General features: G+C 74.0%; 12 protein-coding genes and 2 pseudogenes. 7 read left to right on the plus strand and 7 right to left on the minus strand.

Annotation, left to right across the window (positions count from 1 at the left end; translation table 11 throughout):
• A pseudogene (locus tag ACIHCX_RS11235) lies at positions 1-131 on the plus strand (succinate--CoA ligase subunit alpha); the annotation flags it as partial.
• On the opposite strand, the gene ACIHCX_RS11240 reads toward ACIHCX_RS11235, so the two are convergent.
• Positions 70-1095, minus strand: coding sequence for an RNA polymerase sigma factor (locus tag ACIHCX_RS11240; RefSeq protein ID WP_400028686.1), 1026 nt, complete (start codon positions 1093-1095; stop codon positions 70-72). The pseudogene ACIHCX_RS11235 and the gene ACIHCX_RS11240 overlap by 62 nt on opposite strands.
• Positions 1096-1191: 96 nt before the next feature.
• Between ACIHCX_RS11240 and ACIHCX_RS11245 the strand changes: the two genes are divergently transcribed.
• Positions 1192-3111 (plus strand): DUF6350 family protein, encoded by a 1920-nt coding sequence (locus ACIHCX_RS11245; RefSeq protein WP_400028687.1) that lies wholly within the window; start codon positions 1192-1194, stop codon positions 3109-3111.
• Here ACIHCX_RS11245 and ACIHCX_RS11250 read toward each other — a convergent pair.
• Complete coding sequence (locus ACIHCX_RS11250; RefSeq protein WP_400028688.1) at positions 3101-3886, minus strand: hypothetical protein; 786 nt, start codon at positions 3884-3886, stop codon at positions 3101-3103. The genes ACIHCX_RS11245 and ACIHCX_RS11250 overlap by 11 nt on opposite strands.
• A 324-nt stretch (positions 3887-4210) precedes the next feature.
• On the opposite strand from ACIHCX_RS11250, the gene purN reads away from it, so the two are divergent.
• Both purN and purH read left to right on the plus strand, forming a co-directional pair.
• Entirely contained in the window at positions 4211-4840 is a 630-nt protein-coding gene (purN, locus tag ACIHCX_RS11255) for a phosphoribosylglycinamide formyltransferase (RefSeq protein ID WP_400028689.1), read from the plus strand.
• A complete protein-coding gene (purH, locus tag ACIHCX_RS11260) occupies positions 4837-6399 on the plus strand; it encodes a bifunctional phosphoribosylaminoimidazolecarboxamide formyltransferase/IMP cyclohydrolase (RefSeq protein ID WP_400028690.1) in 1563 nt (520 codons plus the stop codon). The genes purN and purH overlap by 4 nt, the downstream gene beginning before the upstream one ends.
• 121 nt (positions 6400-6520) lie before the next feature.
• Here purH and ACIHCX_RS11265 read toward each other — a convergent pair whose 3' ends face one another.
• The 5 genes and pseudogenes from ACIHCX_RS11265 to ACIHCX_RS11285 all read right to left on the minus strand — a co-directional run bounded on the left by ACIHCX_RS11265 (position 6521) and on the right by ACIHCX_RS11285 (position 10018).
• Positions 6521-6832, minus strand: a complete 312-nt coding sequence (locus tag ACIHCX_RS11265) for a hypothetical protein (RefSeq protein WP_400028691.1) — start codon at positions 6830-6832, stop codon at positions 6521-6523.
• Between the two features lie 110 nt (positions 6833-6942).
• Positions 6943-7311 (minus strand): hypothetical protein, encoded by a 369-nt coding sequence (locus ACIHCX_RS11270; RefSeq protein ID WP_400028692.1) that lies wholly within the window; start codon positions 7309-7311, stop codon positions 6943-6945.
• A 59-nt stretch (positions 7312-7370) separates the two neighbouring features.
• Complete coding sequence (locus ACIHCX_RS11275; RefSeq protein WP_400028693.1) at positions 7371-8558, minus strand: protein kinase; 1188 nt, start codon at positions 8556-8558, stop codon at positions 7371-7373.
• A pseudogene (locus tag ACIHCX_RS11280) lies at positions 8558-9301 on the minus strand (FHA domain-containing protein); the annotation flags it as partial. The pseudogene ACIHCX_RS11280 and the gene ACIHCX_RS11275, both read right to left, overlap by 1 nt.
• 114 nt (positions 9302-9415) lie before the next feature.
• A complete protein-coding gene (locus ACIHCX_RS11285) occupies positions 9416-10018 on the minus strand; it encodes a hypothetical protein (protein ID WP_400028694.1) in 603 nt (200 codons plus the stop codon).
• A 273-nt stretch (positions 10019-10291) separates the two neighbouring features.
• Here ACIHCX_RS11285 and ACIHCX_RS11290 point away from each other — a divergent pair, with 273 nt between their 5' ends.
• The 3 genes from ACIHCX_RS11290 to ACIHCX_RS11300 all read left to right on the plus strand — a co-directional run bounded on the left by ACIHCX_RS11290 (position 10292) and on the right by ACIHCX_RS11300 (position 13588).
• A complete protein-coding gene (locus ACIHCX_RS11290; protein WP_400028695.1) occupies positions 10292-11146 on the plus strand; it encodes a bifunctional methylenetetrahydrofolate dehydrogenase/methenyltetrahydrofolate cyclohydrolase in 855 nt (284 codons plus the stop codon).
• A 64-nt stretch (positions 11147-11210) separates the two neighbouring features.
• Positions 11211-11669, plus strand: a complete 459-nt coding sequence (locus tag ACIHCX_RS11295; RefSeq protein ID WP_400029208.1) for a DUF3017 domain-containing protein — start codon at positions 11211-11213, stop codon at positions 11667-11669.
• 506 nt (positions 11670-12175) lie between these two features.
• Complete coding sequence (locus ACIHCX_RS11300; protein ID WP_400028696.1) at positions 12176-13588, plus strand: helix-turn-helix domain-containing protein; 1413 nt, start codon at positions 12176-12178, stop codon at positions 13586-13588.
• Positions 13589-13880: the final 292 nt, after the last annotated feature.

Raw genomic sequence — 13880 nt, forward strand, 5'->3', positions numbered from 1 at the left:
CGGGTGCCATCGTCTCCGGTTCCTCCGGCACGGCCCAGGCCAAGAAGGAGGCCCTCGAGGCCGCGGGCGTCAAGGTCGGCAAGACCCCGACCGAGACGGCCAAGCTGGCTCGCGCCATCCTCGGCAGCTGAGCACGGCACCTTCGGACGGCAGCTGAGCACGGCCGCCTTCGTCGGCCGAGTTCCGCACGCTGAGCCGGTCCGGTGGGCCCGCCCCTTTCGGGGGCGGGCCCACCGGCGTTTTCCGGTCGGCGGCGTGCAGCCTGAGTGCCTCCGGTGGGAGCGGGCCGAGCTGGTCCTGCGCCGGTGCCTCCTGGACCACGTGTCCGGGGGACACCGGGGCCAGGTGGTGCGTGGGCGCGGTGCGCAGGGTGAGGGTCGTCGCGCCGATGACGGTGGCCGTCAACGCGACGGCGGACCGGGTCCAGAACCGGGTCAGGCGTTCCCCGGCCGTGCGCACGCCCTCCGGTTCTCCCGCCCCGAGACGTTCCGCCGAGGCCAGGCGGATCAGCCGCCGGCGCAGCTCCGCCGGGTCGGACAGCTCCGGCAGGCACGCGGCGAGCGCCTGCCGCGCGTGCATCAACCGGTTCGCGGTGGCCGGGGTGCTCGCCTCCGTCTCCGCCGCCGTCTCCGGCAGGCCGAGGCCGACACCGTCGTAGAGCACCAGGGCGCGGCGGTACGACGGCGGGAGCAGCATCAGGGCGCGTTGCAGCGCGCGGTCCGCGGGGTCGGACGGAGCGTCGGGGGCGCGGTCCCGCCGGCGGAAGCGATGCCAGGGGGACAGCGCGCAGTCGTACGCCATGGCTCGCACCCAGCCCGCCGGGTCCCGGTCGCGGGCCACCTCCGGCCAGCGCTGCCAGGCCAGTTGGAAGGCCTGTTCCACGGACTCGCGGGCCCCCTCGTGCCGGCCGGTGAGCAGATAGGCCTGCCGTACGAGGGCGGGTGCGCAGAACCGGTACAAGGCGTCAAAGGCCTGAGCGGGTGTCAGGGGCGTGTCCGCAGCGTCGACCGGTTGATCCGCAGTCAGGGAGGCGGCCGTGCCGGAGCGTCGGTCCCCCGTGGGCGATGGCAGCGGGTTCGCATGACTGTTCGTCATGAGGCGTCCCTCGGTGTGAATAGGCACATGATCGTATATTGAGCGACACAGCGGAGGTTCGCCTGTTGCGCCCGGAATGCCGGTGTCGTTGGGAGCATGGAGGCCGTGATCCAGACGACCCGCCGCCGTCCACCGCTGTCGCGCCTGCGCACCCTCCTGCGGGACCGCTCACCCGGCCTCGGGTCCGGCTTCCTGGGCGGTGCGGTCGCGGCGGGGCTCGGTCTCGGCTCGTTCACCCTGCTCGTCATCGCCCTGTGGATCAGCTCGCCGTATCCGGACAGCGGACCCGGCGGCGCGCTGCACGTCGCCGCCGCGCTGTGGCTGCTGGCGCACGGCTGCGAACTGGTCCGCACCGAAACCCTCACGGGGGTCCCCGCGCCCGTCGGAGTGACCCCGCTGCTGCTGCTCGCCCTGCCCGCGCTGCTGGTGCACCGGTCGGCGCGGGACGCGGCCAACGGGGGCGACGGCGGGCCGCTCGTCCCTGCGCGCACCGCCTGGGCGGGCGTCGTGCTCGGCTACCTGGCCGTCGGATCCGGTGCCGCCGCCTACGCGGCCGGCGGTGTGCTGCGGCCGTCGTGGGCGTGGGCGGCGGTGTGCGTACCGCTGGTCGCCGCGGCGGCGGCGGGCAGCGGCGTGTGGAAGGCGTACGGCTGCCCGCGCGCACCCCTGGAGCGGGCACTGCGCCGACTGCCGGGCGGTGCACGGCGGTTGCTTCTCGGACCGGGCCCGCGGACGCGCCTGGGTGCCGCGGCGCGGGCGGCGGGGGCCGGGGTCACGGTGTTCGCCGGCGGCGGGGCGGTGGTGCTCGTGGTGTCGCTGGCGGCGCACGCCGGGACGGCCCAGGAGGCCTTCCTGGAGCTGACCGAGGGCTGGTCGGGACGGTTCGCCGTACTGCTGCTGTGCCTGGCGCTGCTGCCGAACGCGGTGCTGTGGGCGGCGGCGTACTCCCTCGGACCCGGCTTCGTGCTCGGCGCCGGTCATGTCGTCGGCCCGCTGTCCTCCGCGTCGGCCCCGCTGCTGCCGCCCTTCCCGCTGCTCGCCGCGGTTCCGGACCCGGGCCCCGGCACCGCGCTGAACTGGGCGGCGGCGTCCGTGCCGATGACGGCCGGGCTGACGATGGGCTGGTTCGTGGCCAGGGCGGCGGTGCGGGAGGAGCGAGGCGGCACGGACCGGGACGGCGGGGAGGCGGGCGCGCGTCCGCGGGCCTGGTCGTGGCGGCGGACGGTGGCCGGTGCCGGGCTGGCCTGCCTGCTGTGCGCGGCGGCTCTCGCGGTGCTCGCGGCACTGGCCGGCGGTCCGCTCGGGGACGCCGCACTCGCCCGCTTCGGGCCGGTGGGATGGCAGGTGGGTGCGGCGGCGCTGGTGTGGACCGCGACGGCGGCCGTGCCGACGGCGGTGGCGCTGCGGGCGTGGCGCTGCCGTTCGGGCCGGGTGCCGGTGAGCGGCGCGGCTCGGCCGAAGACCGGTGAATCCCGGCCGGGTGCGACCGTCACGGTGCCGCGTCCCTCGCCCGCCGAAGCCCTGCGCGGGCGAGTGCGCCGATGGGGCCTGCTCCTGCGGGCGAAGGCTCCCAAGCCCCGGCCCCCGCGGCCCACGCCGGTGCCCGTCCACTACGACGACCTTCTGGAGCCGTACGACGTCCTGCTCCTCGACCCGCCGGTACCGGGCCCCTCCGCCTGGCTCGACAACGACGAAGCCCTGCGGGCCCACCGGCCCGCGCTGAGGGAAGCGGCGGCGGGGACGGAGGCACCGGGGACGGAGGTGCCGGGGAAGGCCATGGAGGCGGAGAAGAGCACGAATCCGGAGGGAGCCGTGGGGCAGGCCGTGCCCGCGCGGCCCGTGGATCCGCCCGCGGACCCCGCTCCGGCTCCCGGTCACACGAGTCCCGCGGCCCCGCCCACCTGGCGGGAGCCTTCCGCGCCGCGATCCCCGCACGGAACCCGCACGCCGCGGTCTTCCGCACAGGACCCCGGCGCCGAGGAACCCCCCGCGCCGGACGCCCCCGTCAGTCGCTGACCCCGAGCACTCCCCGCAGCTCCGCCGGCAGATGCTGGTCGCAGGACTGCTTGGCCTCGTTGGTGAGGGCGTCGTTCACGCACGAGTAGTAGTCGCGGTAGACCAGTTGCGCCGTGAAGTTCACGGCGACCAGGGCGAGCGCCAGCGACGCGGTGACCAGGCCGCTGACCGCCGCCGTCATCTGGGGGCGGCCCTCGGGCGCCGGGCCGTCGGGGTTGTGCCCGCGCGACTTGGCGCGCAGTGAGCTGATGCCCCAGTGCAGGGCGAGCGCGCCCAGCAGCAGGGCCACGTACGGCCAGCTGAACAGGGCGAAGAAGAAGGCCCACATGCCGCACAGCAGGGCGTACCGCGCGCGGCGCTGGGCGGGGTCGGTGGGGTCCCAGCGCGGACCGGGGCCGCCGCTCGGGTTCTGCGGGCCGCCGGGCCGCTGCGGGCGCTCACCGAAGCCGCTGGGGGAGCGGCCGGGCTGGCGGTCGCTCCACTGGCTGCCCCAGGGGGCCTGGCCGCCCTCGCCGGACCCGTCGGACCCGCCCTCGGAGGAGGCGTCACGACCGGACTGGGGGCGGGGCTGCCACGGGCGCTCGGGGGCGCCCTCCGGGGGCGGCGCGAAGGGGTTGTCGTCCGGGGTGGCGCTGCCGCGTCCGGCGCCGTCCCGGCCGTCCGAGGACGCGTCCGGGGGCGAGGACGGGCGCTCCCTCAGCAACACGGCACCGCGCCGCCCTCCCTGCACCGGCTGCGGAGGGAGCGTGAGGAGTCGCAGGCTGCGGTCCGGCATCAAGTGAGCGTCTTCCCCTTGGTGAGTCACGGCTGATCTGGCACGACCGTCCGGCACGGATCGTCCGGTTCGGAGTGTCCCCCCGAAGGCGCTGCGTGCCCACGGTCCGGGATCCCTCACCCCATGAACGCACGGTGCGTGCGGTGCGTTCCCGTACCAGCTCCCCCCAGACGCTACCTTCCGGCCACGCCCCCGTCCCATGGGGGCCGTCCGAAGTGCCGGTATCGTTGCTGACGGTCAGCCGCTTCGTAGGCTTCCCCGTATCCGGGGGCGCGAAGCATTCGTACGACCGTACAAACAGCTTCCCCGAGAAAGGGCCCCACCGTGGCCGCCAAGCCCGTGGCCAAGCGCCTCGTCGTGCTGGTCTCCGGATCCGGCACCAACCTCCAGGCGCTCCTCGACGCGATCGCCGACGTGGGGGTCGAGGCCTACGGCGCCGAGGTCGTCGCCGTGGGCGCCGACCGCGACGGCATCGAGGGGCTGGCGCGCGCCGAGCGCGCCGGGTTGCCGACCTTCGTGCGGAAGGTCAAGGACTACGGCACGCGCGAGGAGTGGGACGCGGCGCTGGCCGAGGCCGTCGCCGCCCACGAGCCCGACCTCGTCGTCTCCGCCGGGTTCATGAAGATCGTGGGGAAGGAGTTCCTCGCGCGGTTCGGCGGGCGGTTCGTCAACACGCACCCCGCCCTGCTGCCCAGTTTTCCCGGGGCCCACGGTGTGCGGGACGCGCTCGCGTACGGCGCCAGGGTCACCGGCTGCACCGTCCACTTCGTCGACGACGGAGTCGACACCGGCCCGATCATCGCCCAGGGCGTGGTCGAGGTCCGGGACGAGGACGACGAGAGCGCGCTGCACGAGCGCATCAAGGAAGTCGAGCGAAGGCTGCTCGTCGAGGTCGTGGGGCGGCTCGCCCGCAACGGCTATCGCATCGAGGGACGAAAGGTAGTTATCCAGTGACCGCCGAGAACAAGCGGCCCATCCGGCGCGCGCTCGTCAGCGTCTACGACAAGACCGGCCTGGAGGAGCTCGCGCGCGGGCTGCACGAGGCGGGCGTCGAACTCGTCTCCACCGGTTCCACCGCCGGCCGGATCGCCGCGGCCGGCGTGCCCGTCACCAAGGTCGAGGACCTCACCGGCTTCCCCGAGTGCCTGGACGGCCGGGTCAAGACCCTGCACCCCAAGGTGCATGCCGGCATCCTCGCCGACCTGCGTCTGGAGGACCACCGGCGGCAGCTGGGCGAGCTGGGTGTCGAGCCCTTCGACCTCGTCGTGGTCAACCTCTACCCGTTCCGCGAGACCGTCGCCTCCGGCGCCTCGCCCGACGAGTGCGTCGAGCAGATCGACATCGGCGGCCCCTCGATGGTCCGCGCCGCCGCCAAGAACCACCCGTCCGTGGCCGTGGTCACCAGCCCGGAGCGCTACGCCGACGTCCTCGCCGCGACGCGGGACGGCGGCTTCGACCTCGCCACCCGCAAGCGCCTGGCCGCCGAGGCCTTCCAGCACACGGCCGCCTACGACGTGGCCGTCGCCTCCTGGTTCGCCTCCTCCTACGCACCCGTCGACGAGTCCTCCTTCCCCGACTTCCTCGGCGCCACCTACGCGCGCAAGAACACCCTCCGCTACGGCGAGAACCCGCACCAGCCCGCCGCTCTCTACACCGGCGGCCCGGTCGGCGGGCTCGCCGAGGCCGAGCAGCTGCACGGCAAGGAGATGTCGTACAACAACTACACGGACACGGATGCCGCCCGCCGTGCCGCGTACGACCACGACGAGCCGTGCGTGGCGATCATCAAGCACGCCAACCCGTGCGGCATCGCGGTCGGCGCGGACGTCGCCGAGGCGCACCGCAAGGCGCACGCCTGCGACCCGCTGTCCGCGTTCGGCGGGGTGATCGCGGTCAACCGCCCGGTCAGCAAGGAGATGGCCGAGCAGGTCGCGGAGATCTTCACCGAGGTCATCGTCGCGCCGGACTACGAGGACGGCGCGCTGGAGGCCCTCGCCAAGAAGAAGAACATCCGGGTGCTGAAGGCCCCGAACGGTCCGTGCGGCCGGGTGGAGGCCAAGCACATCGACGGCGGCGTGCTGCTCCAGGCCACCGACCGGCTCCAGGCCGACGGCGACGACCCCGCCCACTGGACCCTCGCCAGCGGCGAGGCGTTGCCGGCCGACGAGCTGGCCGAGCTCGCCTTCGCGTGGAGGGCCTGCCGGGCGGTGAAGTCCAACGCGATCCTGCTCGCCAAGGACGGCGCCTCGGTCGGCGTCGGCATGGGCCAGGTCAACCGCGTCGACTCCTGCAAGCTGGCGGTCGAGCGGGCCAGCGCCGAGCGGGCCCGCGGCTCGTACGCGGCCTCGGACGCGTTCTTCCCGTTCCCCGACGGCCCCGAGATCCTCATCGCCGCCGGTGTCCGCGCGATCGTCCAGCCGGGCGGCTCGATCCGCGACGAGCAGGTCGTCGAGGCCGCGAACAAGGCGGGCGTGACGATGTACTTCACCGGGACCCGCCACTTCTTCCACTGATCGGCGTACGCCCCTGACAGCCGCGGCCTGCGGCCCTCTCCACGAGAGGGCCGCAGGCCGCGCTCACGCGGACCTCAGCACGAGGGCAGCGGGTTGGTCTCCGAGGCGATGTCGTTGTCGCTCATCCAGCCCCAGGCCCCGTTGTCCGCCTGCGTGGAGACCCAGCGGGTGGCGTGCGGGCCGCCGTGGTTCTGCCCCCCCCGTCGAACTTGCAGACGAACCAGGACGGGTTGGAGTACATGCGGCCCACGACGCTCCCCGTGTTGGTGCTTTTGTAGACCTTGGCGCCGGTGGCGTTGTCGCAGTACCAGATGGAGCCGCTCTTCCAGCACGGCGACGCGGCCTGGACGGTGCCGGCCATGCCGAGGGCGAGGGCGGCGCCGGCGGTGACGGTCGCGGCGCCCACGGCGAGCGCCTTGCGGATGATGGTCATGACTGGGTTCCCCCTTGTTCTTGCCTGGGTTGAGGTCCTGCCACCCCGTGGGGTGGACGGCTCCACCGTGCCGTGGGCACGGCGGCCGCGGTACCTCGGACGTCTCAGGGTCACTTCCGGCCCGGCGGCGTGTACTCCTTGAGGTAGTGCGCGACACGGTCGCCGTAGGCGCGGTACTTCGGGGGAACTCCGCGCGCCGCGTTCACCTTCCGGTACGACGTCCGGTAGGCGGCGGCGATCAGCACCCGCCGGTCGTCGGGCAGCCCGGCCTCCAGCCGCGGCCCGATGAAGCACAGGTAGCGGCCCATGGCCGGGACGGACACGGCGGGGGAGAAGGGGGGCCGGGGCACCGAGGGCGCCGGCTGCCCGTCGGACCGTGTCCACCAGCGCAGCACCTCGGGTGTCCACCGGGCGATGCCGTACTCGTCCTTGGCCGGGTCGGACAGGTCCGGGTCGAAGCCGCTCTCCGCCTTCAGCATGGCGGCGATCAGCGCGGGCGTGACGTCCGGCTCGGCGCACCCGTGCGCGGAGTCGACGATCAGCCGCCGGTACGCGGCGGGGACACCCCGGTCGGTACGGAGTTCGGCGGCGCCGTAACCGGACGCGGCGGCCGTCGCCGCCGGCGCGGTCCCCTTGGTGTCCGGCGGGCGGTGCGCGCGGGTGCCGACGCCGTAGGCGAGCGCGGCCGCGGCGGCCGCGGCGAGCGCCGCGCCCAGGATGGCCGTGCGGCGCCGGCGGCGGGTGCTCGGAACCCGGAGGGTGGTCGGAACCCGGGGGGTTCTCGGGATCCGGGGGTCCTCGGGATCCGGAGTGCTCTCGGGATCCGGGGCGGGCGGGCCGTCCCGGCCGCGGCGGCGGTCCGGCGCAGCAGGGCCTCGGTGCCGATGCGGTCCTCGTGCGTACGGGCCAGGCAGCCGCCGATGATCTCCCGCCAGGTGTCCGGGAGTTCGGGGGACAGGAGCAGTTCCCGCGAGCCGCCGGCGTAGGCGGCGGCCGCGTCCCGGCGGAGTGTCGGGGTGGCGCCGGGCAGCGGGAAGGCGCCGGTGAGGACCAGATGGGCGAGGACCCCGAAGGCCCACACGTCGGCGGACGGGCGGATCCGGCGCCCGCGTTCGCCGATCTCGGACCACAGCAGCTCGGGCGGGGTGTAGTCGGGGCTGCAGAAGGCCGGGGTGTAGGCGTGGGTGCCCTCCAGCTCCGCGGCCATGTTGAAGTCGGCCAGGCGCACCGAACCGTCCGGCATCAGCAGCACGTTGGCCGGTTTCAGGTCTCCGTGCACCCAGCCCGCCCGGTGCAGCTGGGCGAGCCCCTCGCAGATCTGCGCGAGCAGTACGGGCCCCGTGGCAGGTGGGGGCCCGGCGTCGAGCAGGGCGGCCAGCGAGCCCCGGGCCTTCTCCAGGACGAGCACGGTGGCGCCGTCCAGGCCGGGGCGGGCGGGGTCGTCGACGGTGAGGGTCTCGTACATCCGGATCAGCCGCGGGCGGCGCAGCCTGCGGTGCAACGCGACCTCGCGCTCGACCAGTTCGCGCAGATGGGTCAGCTGGCGCGGGGTGCCGGTGCCGGTGGGCAGGAACTTCAGCGCGGCCGTGCGCGGCAGTGTGGCGTCGCCGCCGGTGCGGCGGCCCTCGTACACGCTGCCGAAGGCGCCCGTGGCGATGGGCCTGCGCACCTCCCAGACGCCGACCCGGTAACCGCGGGGCACCGGCACGGCGTACGGCTCGGGCACCGTGACACCCGGCTCGGCCGGCCCGCGAGGACGGTCAGGTCGTCCTCGCGCACCAGGTCGAAGCGCAGGGCCAGGGAGACCAGCGACTCCTTCTTGCCGTTGAGGCGCGGGCCGGTCTCGGCGGTCTCCGGGCCGGGCTTCAGCCGCAGCTTCACCGCCAGGTAGTCGATGTTCCACTGCACCGAGGTGCGCGACGCGGCCGGCCAGGCGGGCCGCAACCGCTCGACCACCTGGTCGACGGTCGGCGCCGCGGCGTGCGGATCACCGCGCAGCCGGGGCTCGCACAGGGCGGCGAGCACCGCGAAGTAGCGCTTGCTGCGGTCCACGGAGAAGGCGGGCGCGGTGGGTTCGCCGTCGGTTCCGTCCGCGCCGCTCAGATAGTCGTGCCGGGGCGCCCACACCTCGATGGGCAGCAGGTCCCCGGCCGCGGGCAGCACGATCCGGGAGAACTCGAAGGGGACCGGCGCGTCCAGCCGCCCCGGTGCGACCTTGATGTGCTCGCCCGCGCCCTCCGGGTTCTCCACGACGTACGTGTGGCGGGCGGAGAGGTTGCTCAATATCCAGAACGCCCCGTGCGCGGTGATCTCACCGGCGCGGCGGGACACCCCGTCGTGCGCGATCACCAGGTCGTTGTCCGGGACGGAACGCCCGAAGGCGAGGCGCTCGCAGGGCGCGAGCCGGAACTGCGTGCTGCGTCGCTCGTCCCCCGTGGTCGGCGGAGGTACCACGATGATGCTGTACAAGGTGCGTCTCCCCGTGCCTGACGGCTACGGAACCCAGACTAGGGCGACGCACCAGGGCCGTGTCCCACTTTGTGTGGTTCCCACACGGCCCTGGGAGCAAATGGCGCGAAGTGTTCAGTAGCTGGGGCGGTTGAACCAGGCGCCGCCGGCCTTGTTGGCGCAGAACACGATGATCAGCACGCCCATGGCGATGCTGAGCAGCGCGAAGACGTTGCCGGTCAGCAGGCTGATCAGGCTGAACAGGAGCACGAACGAGCTGTACACGATCGCGGAGACGCGCACGCCGCCGCGCCCGGTGGGGACCTTCACGGCAGTGAAGATCGCCCAGAACGCGAAGGCCAGCACGAGGATGCCGAGGACGATCATGACGCCCGCGCCGACGCTCGCCGCCTTGTCCGCGTCCGCGGCGGAGATGCTGCTGTCGGACGAGACCGTTTCCTCGATCTTGTCGGCGAACCACTTGCTCGCCACCATCATCAGCACGCCGCCCAGCGCCTGGAGGCCGCCGAGCACGAACAGCATCACGCGGGCCGCCTTCACCGTGCCCGGCATCGTCTGCGGCACCGACGCGCCGTACGGCTGCTGTACGGGCGGGGCCTGCGGGTAGCCGTAGCCGGGGGCCTGGCCCTGCGGGTAGCCGAAGCCGGGCTGCTGGGGCTGCTGCTGGGGCGGCTGCTGCGGCGCGCCGTAGGGGTTGTTCGAGTCGCCGTAACTCATGGCGGTTGCTTCCTCCGTCGTTCAGGTGCGGGGACGCGCGGCACCGTACGGAGGAGAGTTCACAGAAGTGCGGTCCGTCCCCCCGAAGAGCTGCCCGCGGCACTGTGGTCATCATGGTTCTTTACCGGCGGCTTACTTGTCCAGCGGCATTCCGGATGTGTTGTGCAAGTGCAACATCACCGATCAAGACGGTCGCGGGCGGCGGGCGCCGCGGGGAGCGGACGGGACCTCCCGGATTGGAACCGTGAGCCGGTCATCCGCGAGGATGAGGGCATGACCGCCCAGATTCTCGATGGCAAGGCCACCGCAGCCGAGATCAAATCAGAGCTGACCGCCCGTGTGGCGGCGCTGAAGAAGAAGGGCGTCACGCCCGGCCTCGGCACCATCCTGGTCGGGGACGACCCCGGCAGCCACAAGTACGTCGCCGGCAAGCACCGCGACTGTGCCCAGGTCGGCATCGCCTCCATCCAGCGGGAACTGCCGGCCACGGCGACCCAGGACGAGATCGAGGCGGTCGTCCGGGAACTGAACGAGGACCCGGCCTGCACCGGCTACATCGTCCAGCTGCCGCTGCCCAAGGGCATCGACGAGAACCGTGTCCTGGAGCTGATGGACCCGGACAAGGACGCGGACGGCCTGCACCCGATGAACCTCGGCCGGCTCGTCCTCAACGAGCCCGCGCCGCTGCCCTGCACCCCCAACGGCGTGCTGACGCTGCTGCGCCGCCACGGCGTGGAGATCAAGGGCGCCGAGGTCGTGGTCGTCGGCCGCGGTGTGACCATCGGCCGGCCCATGCCGCTGCTGCTGACCCGGCGCAGCGAGAACGCCACAGTGACCCAGTGCCACACGGGCACCCGCGACCTGTCCGCGCACCTGCGCCGCGCGGACATCGTCGTCGCCGCGGCCGGCTCCCCGCACCTGATCCGCGCCGAGGACGTCAAGCCCGGCGCGGCCGTCCTCGACGTCGGGGTCTCCCGCAACGCCGAGGGCAAGATCGTCGGCGACGTCCACCCGGACGTGGCCCAGGTGGCCGGCTGGCTGTCCCCGAACCCGGGCGGGGTCGGCCCGATGACCCGCGCCCTGCTGCTGGTGAACGTGGTCGAGGCGGCGGAGCGCAGTGTCGGCTGAGGCGGAGGGCACCGGGCGGGAGTCCTCTCCCGCAGAGCCGGAGACACCGGAGGCGCCGGAGCCTCTGGAGACACCGGAGACAGAGGTAAGGGACCCGGTCGCCGTGCAGGACGCCGGGGGCAGGCCGCGCCGTGGCACACGCCGCTTCCCGATGTTCACGAGGGACACCGCGCGACCCGAGGGGGGCGGCCGGGCCGCTCCCGGCGGCGCTCCGGCGCCCGCCCGGCAGTGGCCGCTGCTGGCCGTGCTGGGCACGGTGGGGCTCGGGCTGCTGGTGACCGCCTTCGACGCCTTCCGGGTCGGTCTGCTGCTGATCGGCCTCGCGCTGCTCGGTGGGGCCGGGCTGCGCTGGTTCCTGCCCCGGGTGGGCATGCTCGCGGTCCGCTCCCGCTTCACGGACATCGTCACCTTCGGCCTGCTGGGCTGCGCCATCGTCCTGCTGGCGCTGATGGTCCAGCCGAGGCCGTGGCTGGAGATCCCGTTCCTGGACGACGCGCTGCACTTCACGGTCCGCAACGGTTAGGCGCCCGCCCGCGGCGGCGGCCCGTCCTCTCCCCCGAGTCAGGACGGACCGCCGCCGGGACCAACCCTCCTGCACCGTGAAGGGGCTGTTCAACGCCTGTCCGCGCGCTGTGGCACGGAAGTGACCGTTCCGCTACGGTGTCCGCGCTCTGCCACAGGATCCCGGACCCGGCCGCCCCGGCGACGCTGCCGCGGCCTCCGGGTGAGCCGGGGAGCAGGGTGAGCCGGGGGACCCCTGCGGTGTACGAGGTCACGCCGGGATCCGGGATGTGCCGATGCGTCGACAGAGCCCGCCGCACGGGTGAGGCCTCCCACCCCCGGCCGGGCTAGCGTGGGGAGCGGGCACCGGCGCGCGCTTCGGCCCGAGTGCTCCCGTGCGCCCCCGAAACGGGACCTGAGATCCTGGCGGGGCGCACTCCTGTGGGTAGCGAGAACCGAGAACCGGGTCTCGACACAGGACGTCATGCGCGGGGAACAACCAGCACGTACCGGGGGGAAGGGGAAGCGATGCCTCGTTGGAAGGCCTTGCCCGATGAACTCGATCCGCAGATAAAGGAGTTCGCGAGCCAGTTGCGGCGGCTCGTGGACCGCGGCGGCCTGAGCATCGCCGCGCTCGCCGATCGCACGGGCTACAGCAAGACGTCCTGGGAGCGCTACCTCAACGGACGGCTCCTGGCGCCCAAGGGCGCGGTCGTGGCACTCGCCGAGGTCACCGGCACCAATCCGGTCCACCTCACCACTATGTGGGAGCTGGCCGAACGGGCCTGGAGCCGTGCGGAGATGCGCCACGACCGGACCATGGAGGCCATCCGGGTGTCCCAGGCGCGCGCCGCGCTCGGGGAGTTCGGCGCGGTGGCGTCCGGCGCCGAGGCGGGCGGAGCCAGGACGGCCCGCAGGAACGGCACCGCCACGGCGGCCCCGAAGAGCGCGGGCCCGGCGGGCGCGTCCCCCGCGGTGCCCGTGCAGCCGACGGCGTCCGACGCCGACGCCCGTGAGGGCACGGCGCGGAAGGCGCCGTGGGCCTCGGCGGGCGCCTCGGCGACGACTCCCCTCCCGGCCGTCGCGCCCGGTGCCGGGCCGGACTCGGAGTCGGACTCCGACTCCCTCTCCGACGCCGACGCCGGCGCCGACTCCGCCACCGGGGCCACCGGAACCACCGGTTCCGGGACGTCGACGGGCGCCAACTCCTGGGGGCTGGCCGGATACCGGGGACCGTCGCGGGCGCGCGGACGCGCCCCCGGCGCCAAGGCGCCCACGGACGGCGGCTCCGAGTCGGCTCCCGGGTTCCCGAGCCCGCACCCCGCGGCTTCTCCCGGGCCGTACGCCCAGGACGACCCCGGCCGTCCGCACACCCCGTACACCCCGGGCTCCGCGGGCGCGCACGGTGAGCCTCCGCGGTCTCCCGCGCCCGCCACCTCCGGGGGCGGGGGGCGCAAGCGGCAGGTGATGATGTTCCTCGCGGGTGCGGCCAGCGCGCTGGCCGTGATCGGTGCCGTCTTCTACCTCACCGGCGACGGGGACGGCAAGAAGGCCGCGACCGAGGCCAAGCCGCCGTCCCCCTCCGCCGACGTCAGCCTGCCGCCCGGCGTCGAGTGCGTCGCGGGCGGCTGCACCGGCAAGGACGCCGAGACCATGGGGTGCAGCGGCAACCTGGTGAGCACGGCCGAGAGCGTCACCGTCGGCACGACCCTGGTCGAGGTCCGCTACAGCAAGACCTGCGGTGCCGCCTGGGCCCGTATCACCCAGGCCGTCGCGGGCGACGAGGTCCGGGTCACGGTCGGCACGCGCACGGAGCGCGGCACCCTCACGGCGCCCGGCGAGACGATCGCGTACACGCCGATGATCGCGGTGCGGGACGCGGCGCAGGCGAAGGCGTGCACGACGCTGGCCTCCGGACAGACGGGGTGCACCGGTCCGTGAGCAGGGGGCCGCGCCTCGGACAGACGGGGGCGCGGTCACCGGTACGGGGCCGTCCGGACGACAAGTGGCGCGGGACAGGTGTGGGAGCCGCGGAACCGGGCACGCGGACAGTACCCCCCACGGGAGTCCGGTTTCCGGCAACCCCCATATGGCGGCCGCCCTCCTCCTCTCCCGGACGGGCGGCCGCCTCTCCCACGTCACCGGGCCGTTCTGTGGGCCGGGCCACAGGGCCCCGGCCCATCGAGATCCCGGAGAGGCGATAGCCTGACGGCTGGATCTCTCTTGACGCCAA

This window comes from Streptomyces sp. NPDC052043, assembly GCF_044548235.1.
Taxonomy (GTDB): Bacteria; Actinomycetota; Actinomycetes; order Streptomycetales; family Streptomycetaceae; genus Streptomyces.

Coding starts and splice junctions, on each gene's coding strand:
- ACIHCX_RS11290 (WP_400028695.1), top strand. CDS start 10,292: ATGACCGCCCAGATTCTCGATGGCAAGGCCACCGCAGCCGAGATCAAA.
- ACIHCX_RS11285 (WP_400028694.1), bottom strand. CDS start 10,018: ATGAGTTACGGCGACTCGAACAACCCCTACGGCGCGCCGCAGCAGCCG.
- ACIHCX_RS11245 (WP_400028687.1), top strand. CDS start 1,192: ATGGAGGCCGTGATCCAGACGACCCGCCGCCGTCCACCGCTGTCGCGC.
- ACIHCX_RS11265 (WP_400028691.1), bottom strand. CDS start 6,832: ATGACCATCATCCGCAAGGCGCTCGCCGTGGGCGCCGCGACCGTCACC.
- ACIHCX_RS11240 (WP_400028686.1), bottom strand. CDS start 1,095: ATGACGAACAGTCATGCGAACCCGCTGCCATCGCCCACGGGGGACCGA.
- ACIHCX_RS11270 (WP_400028692.1), bottom strand. CDS start 7,311: ATGCTGAAGGCGGAGAGCGGCTTCGACCCGGACCTGTCCGACCCGGCC.
- ACIHCX_RS11300 (WP_400028696.1), top strand. CDS start 12,176: ATGCCTCGTTGGAAGGCCTTGCCCGATGAACTCGATCCGCAGATAAAG.
- ACIHCX_RS11250 (WP_400028688.1), bottom strand. CDS start 3,886: ATGCCGGACCGCAGCCTGCGACTCCTCACGCTCCCTCCGCAGCCGGTG.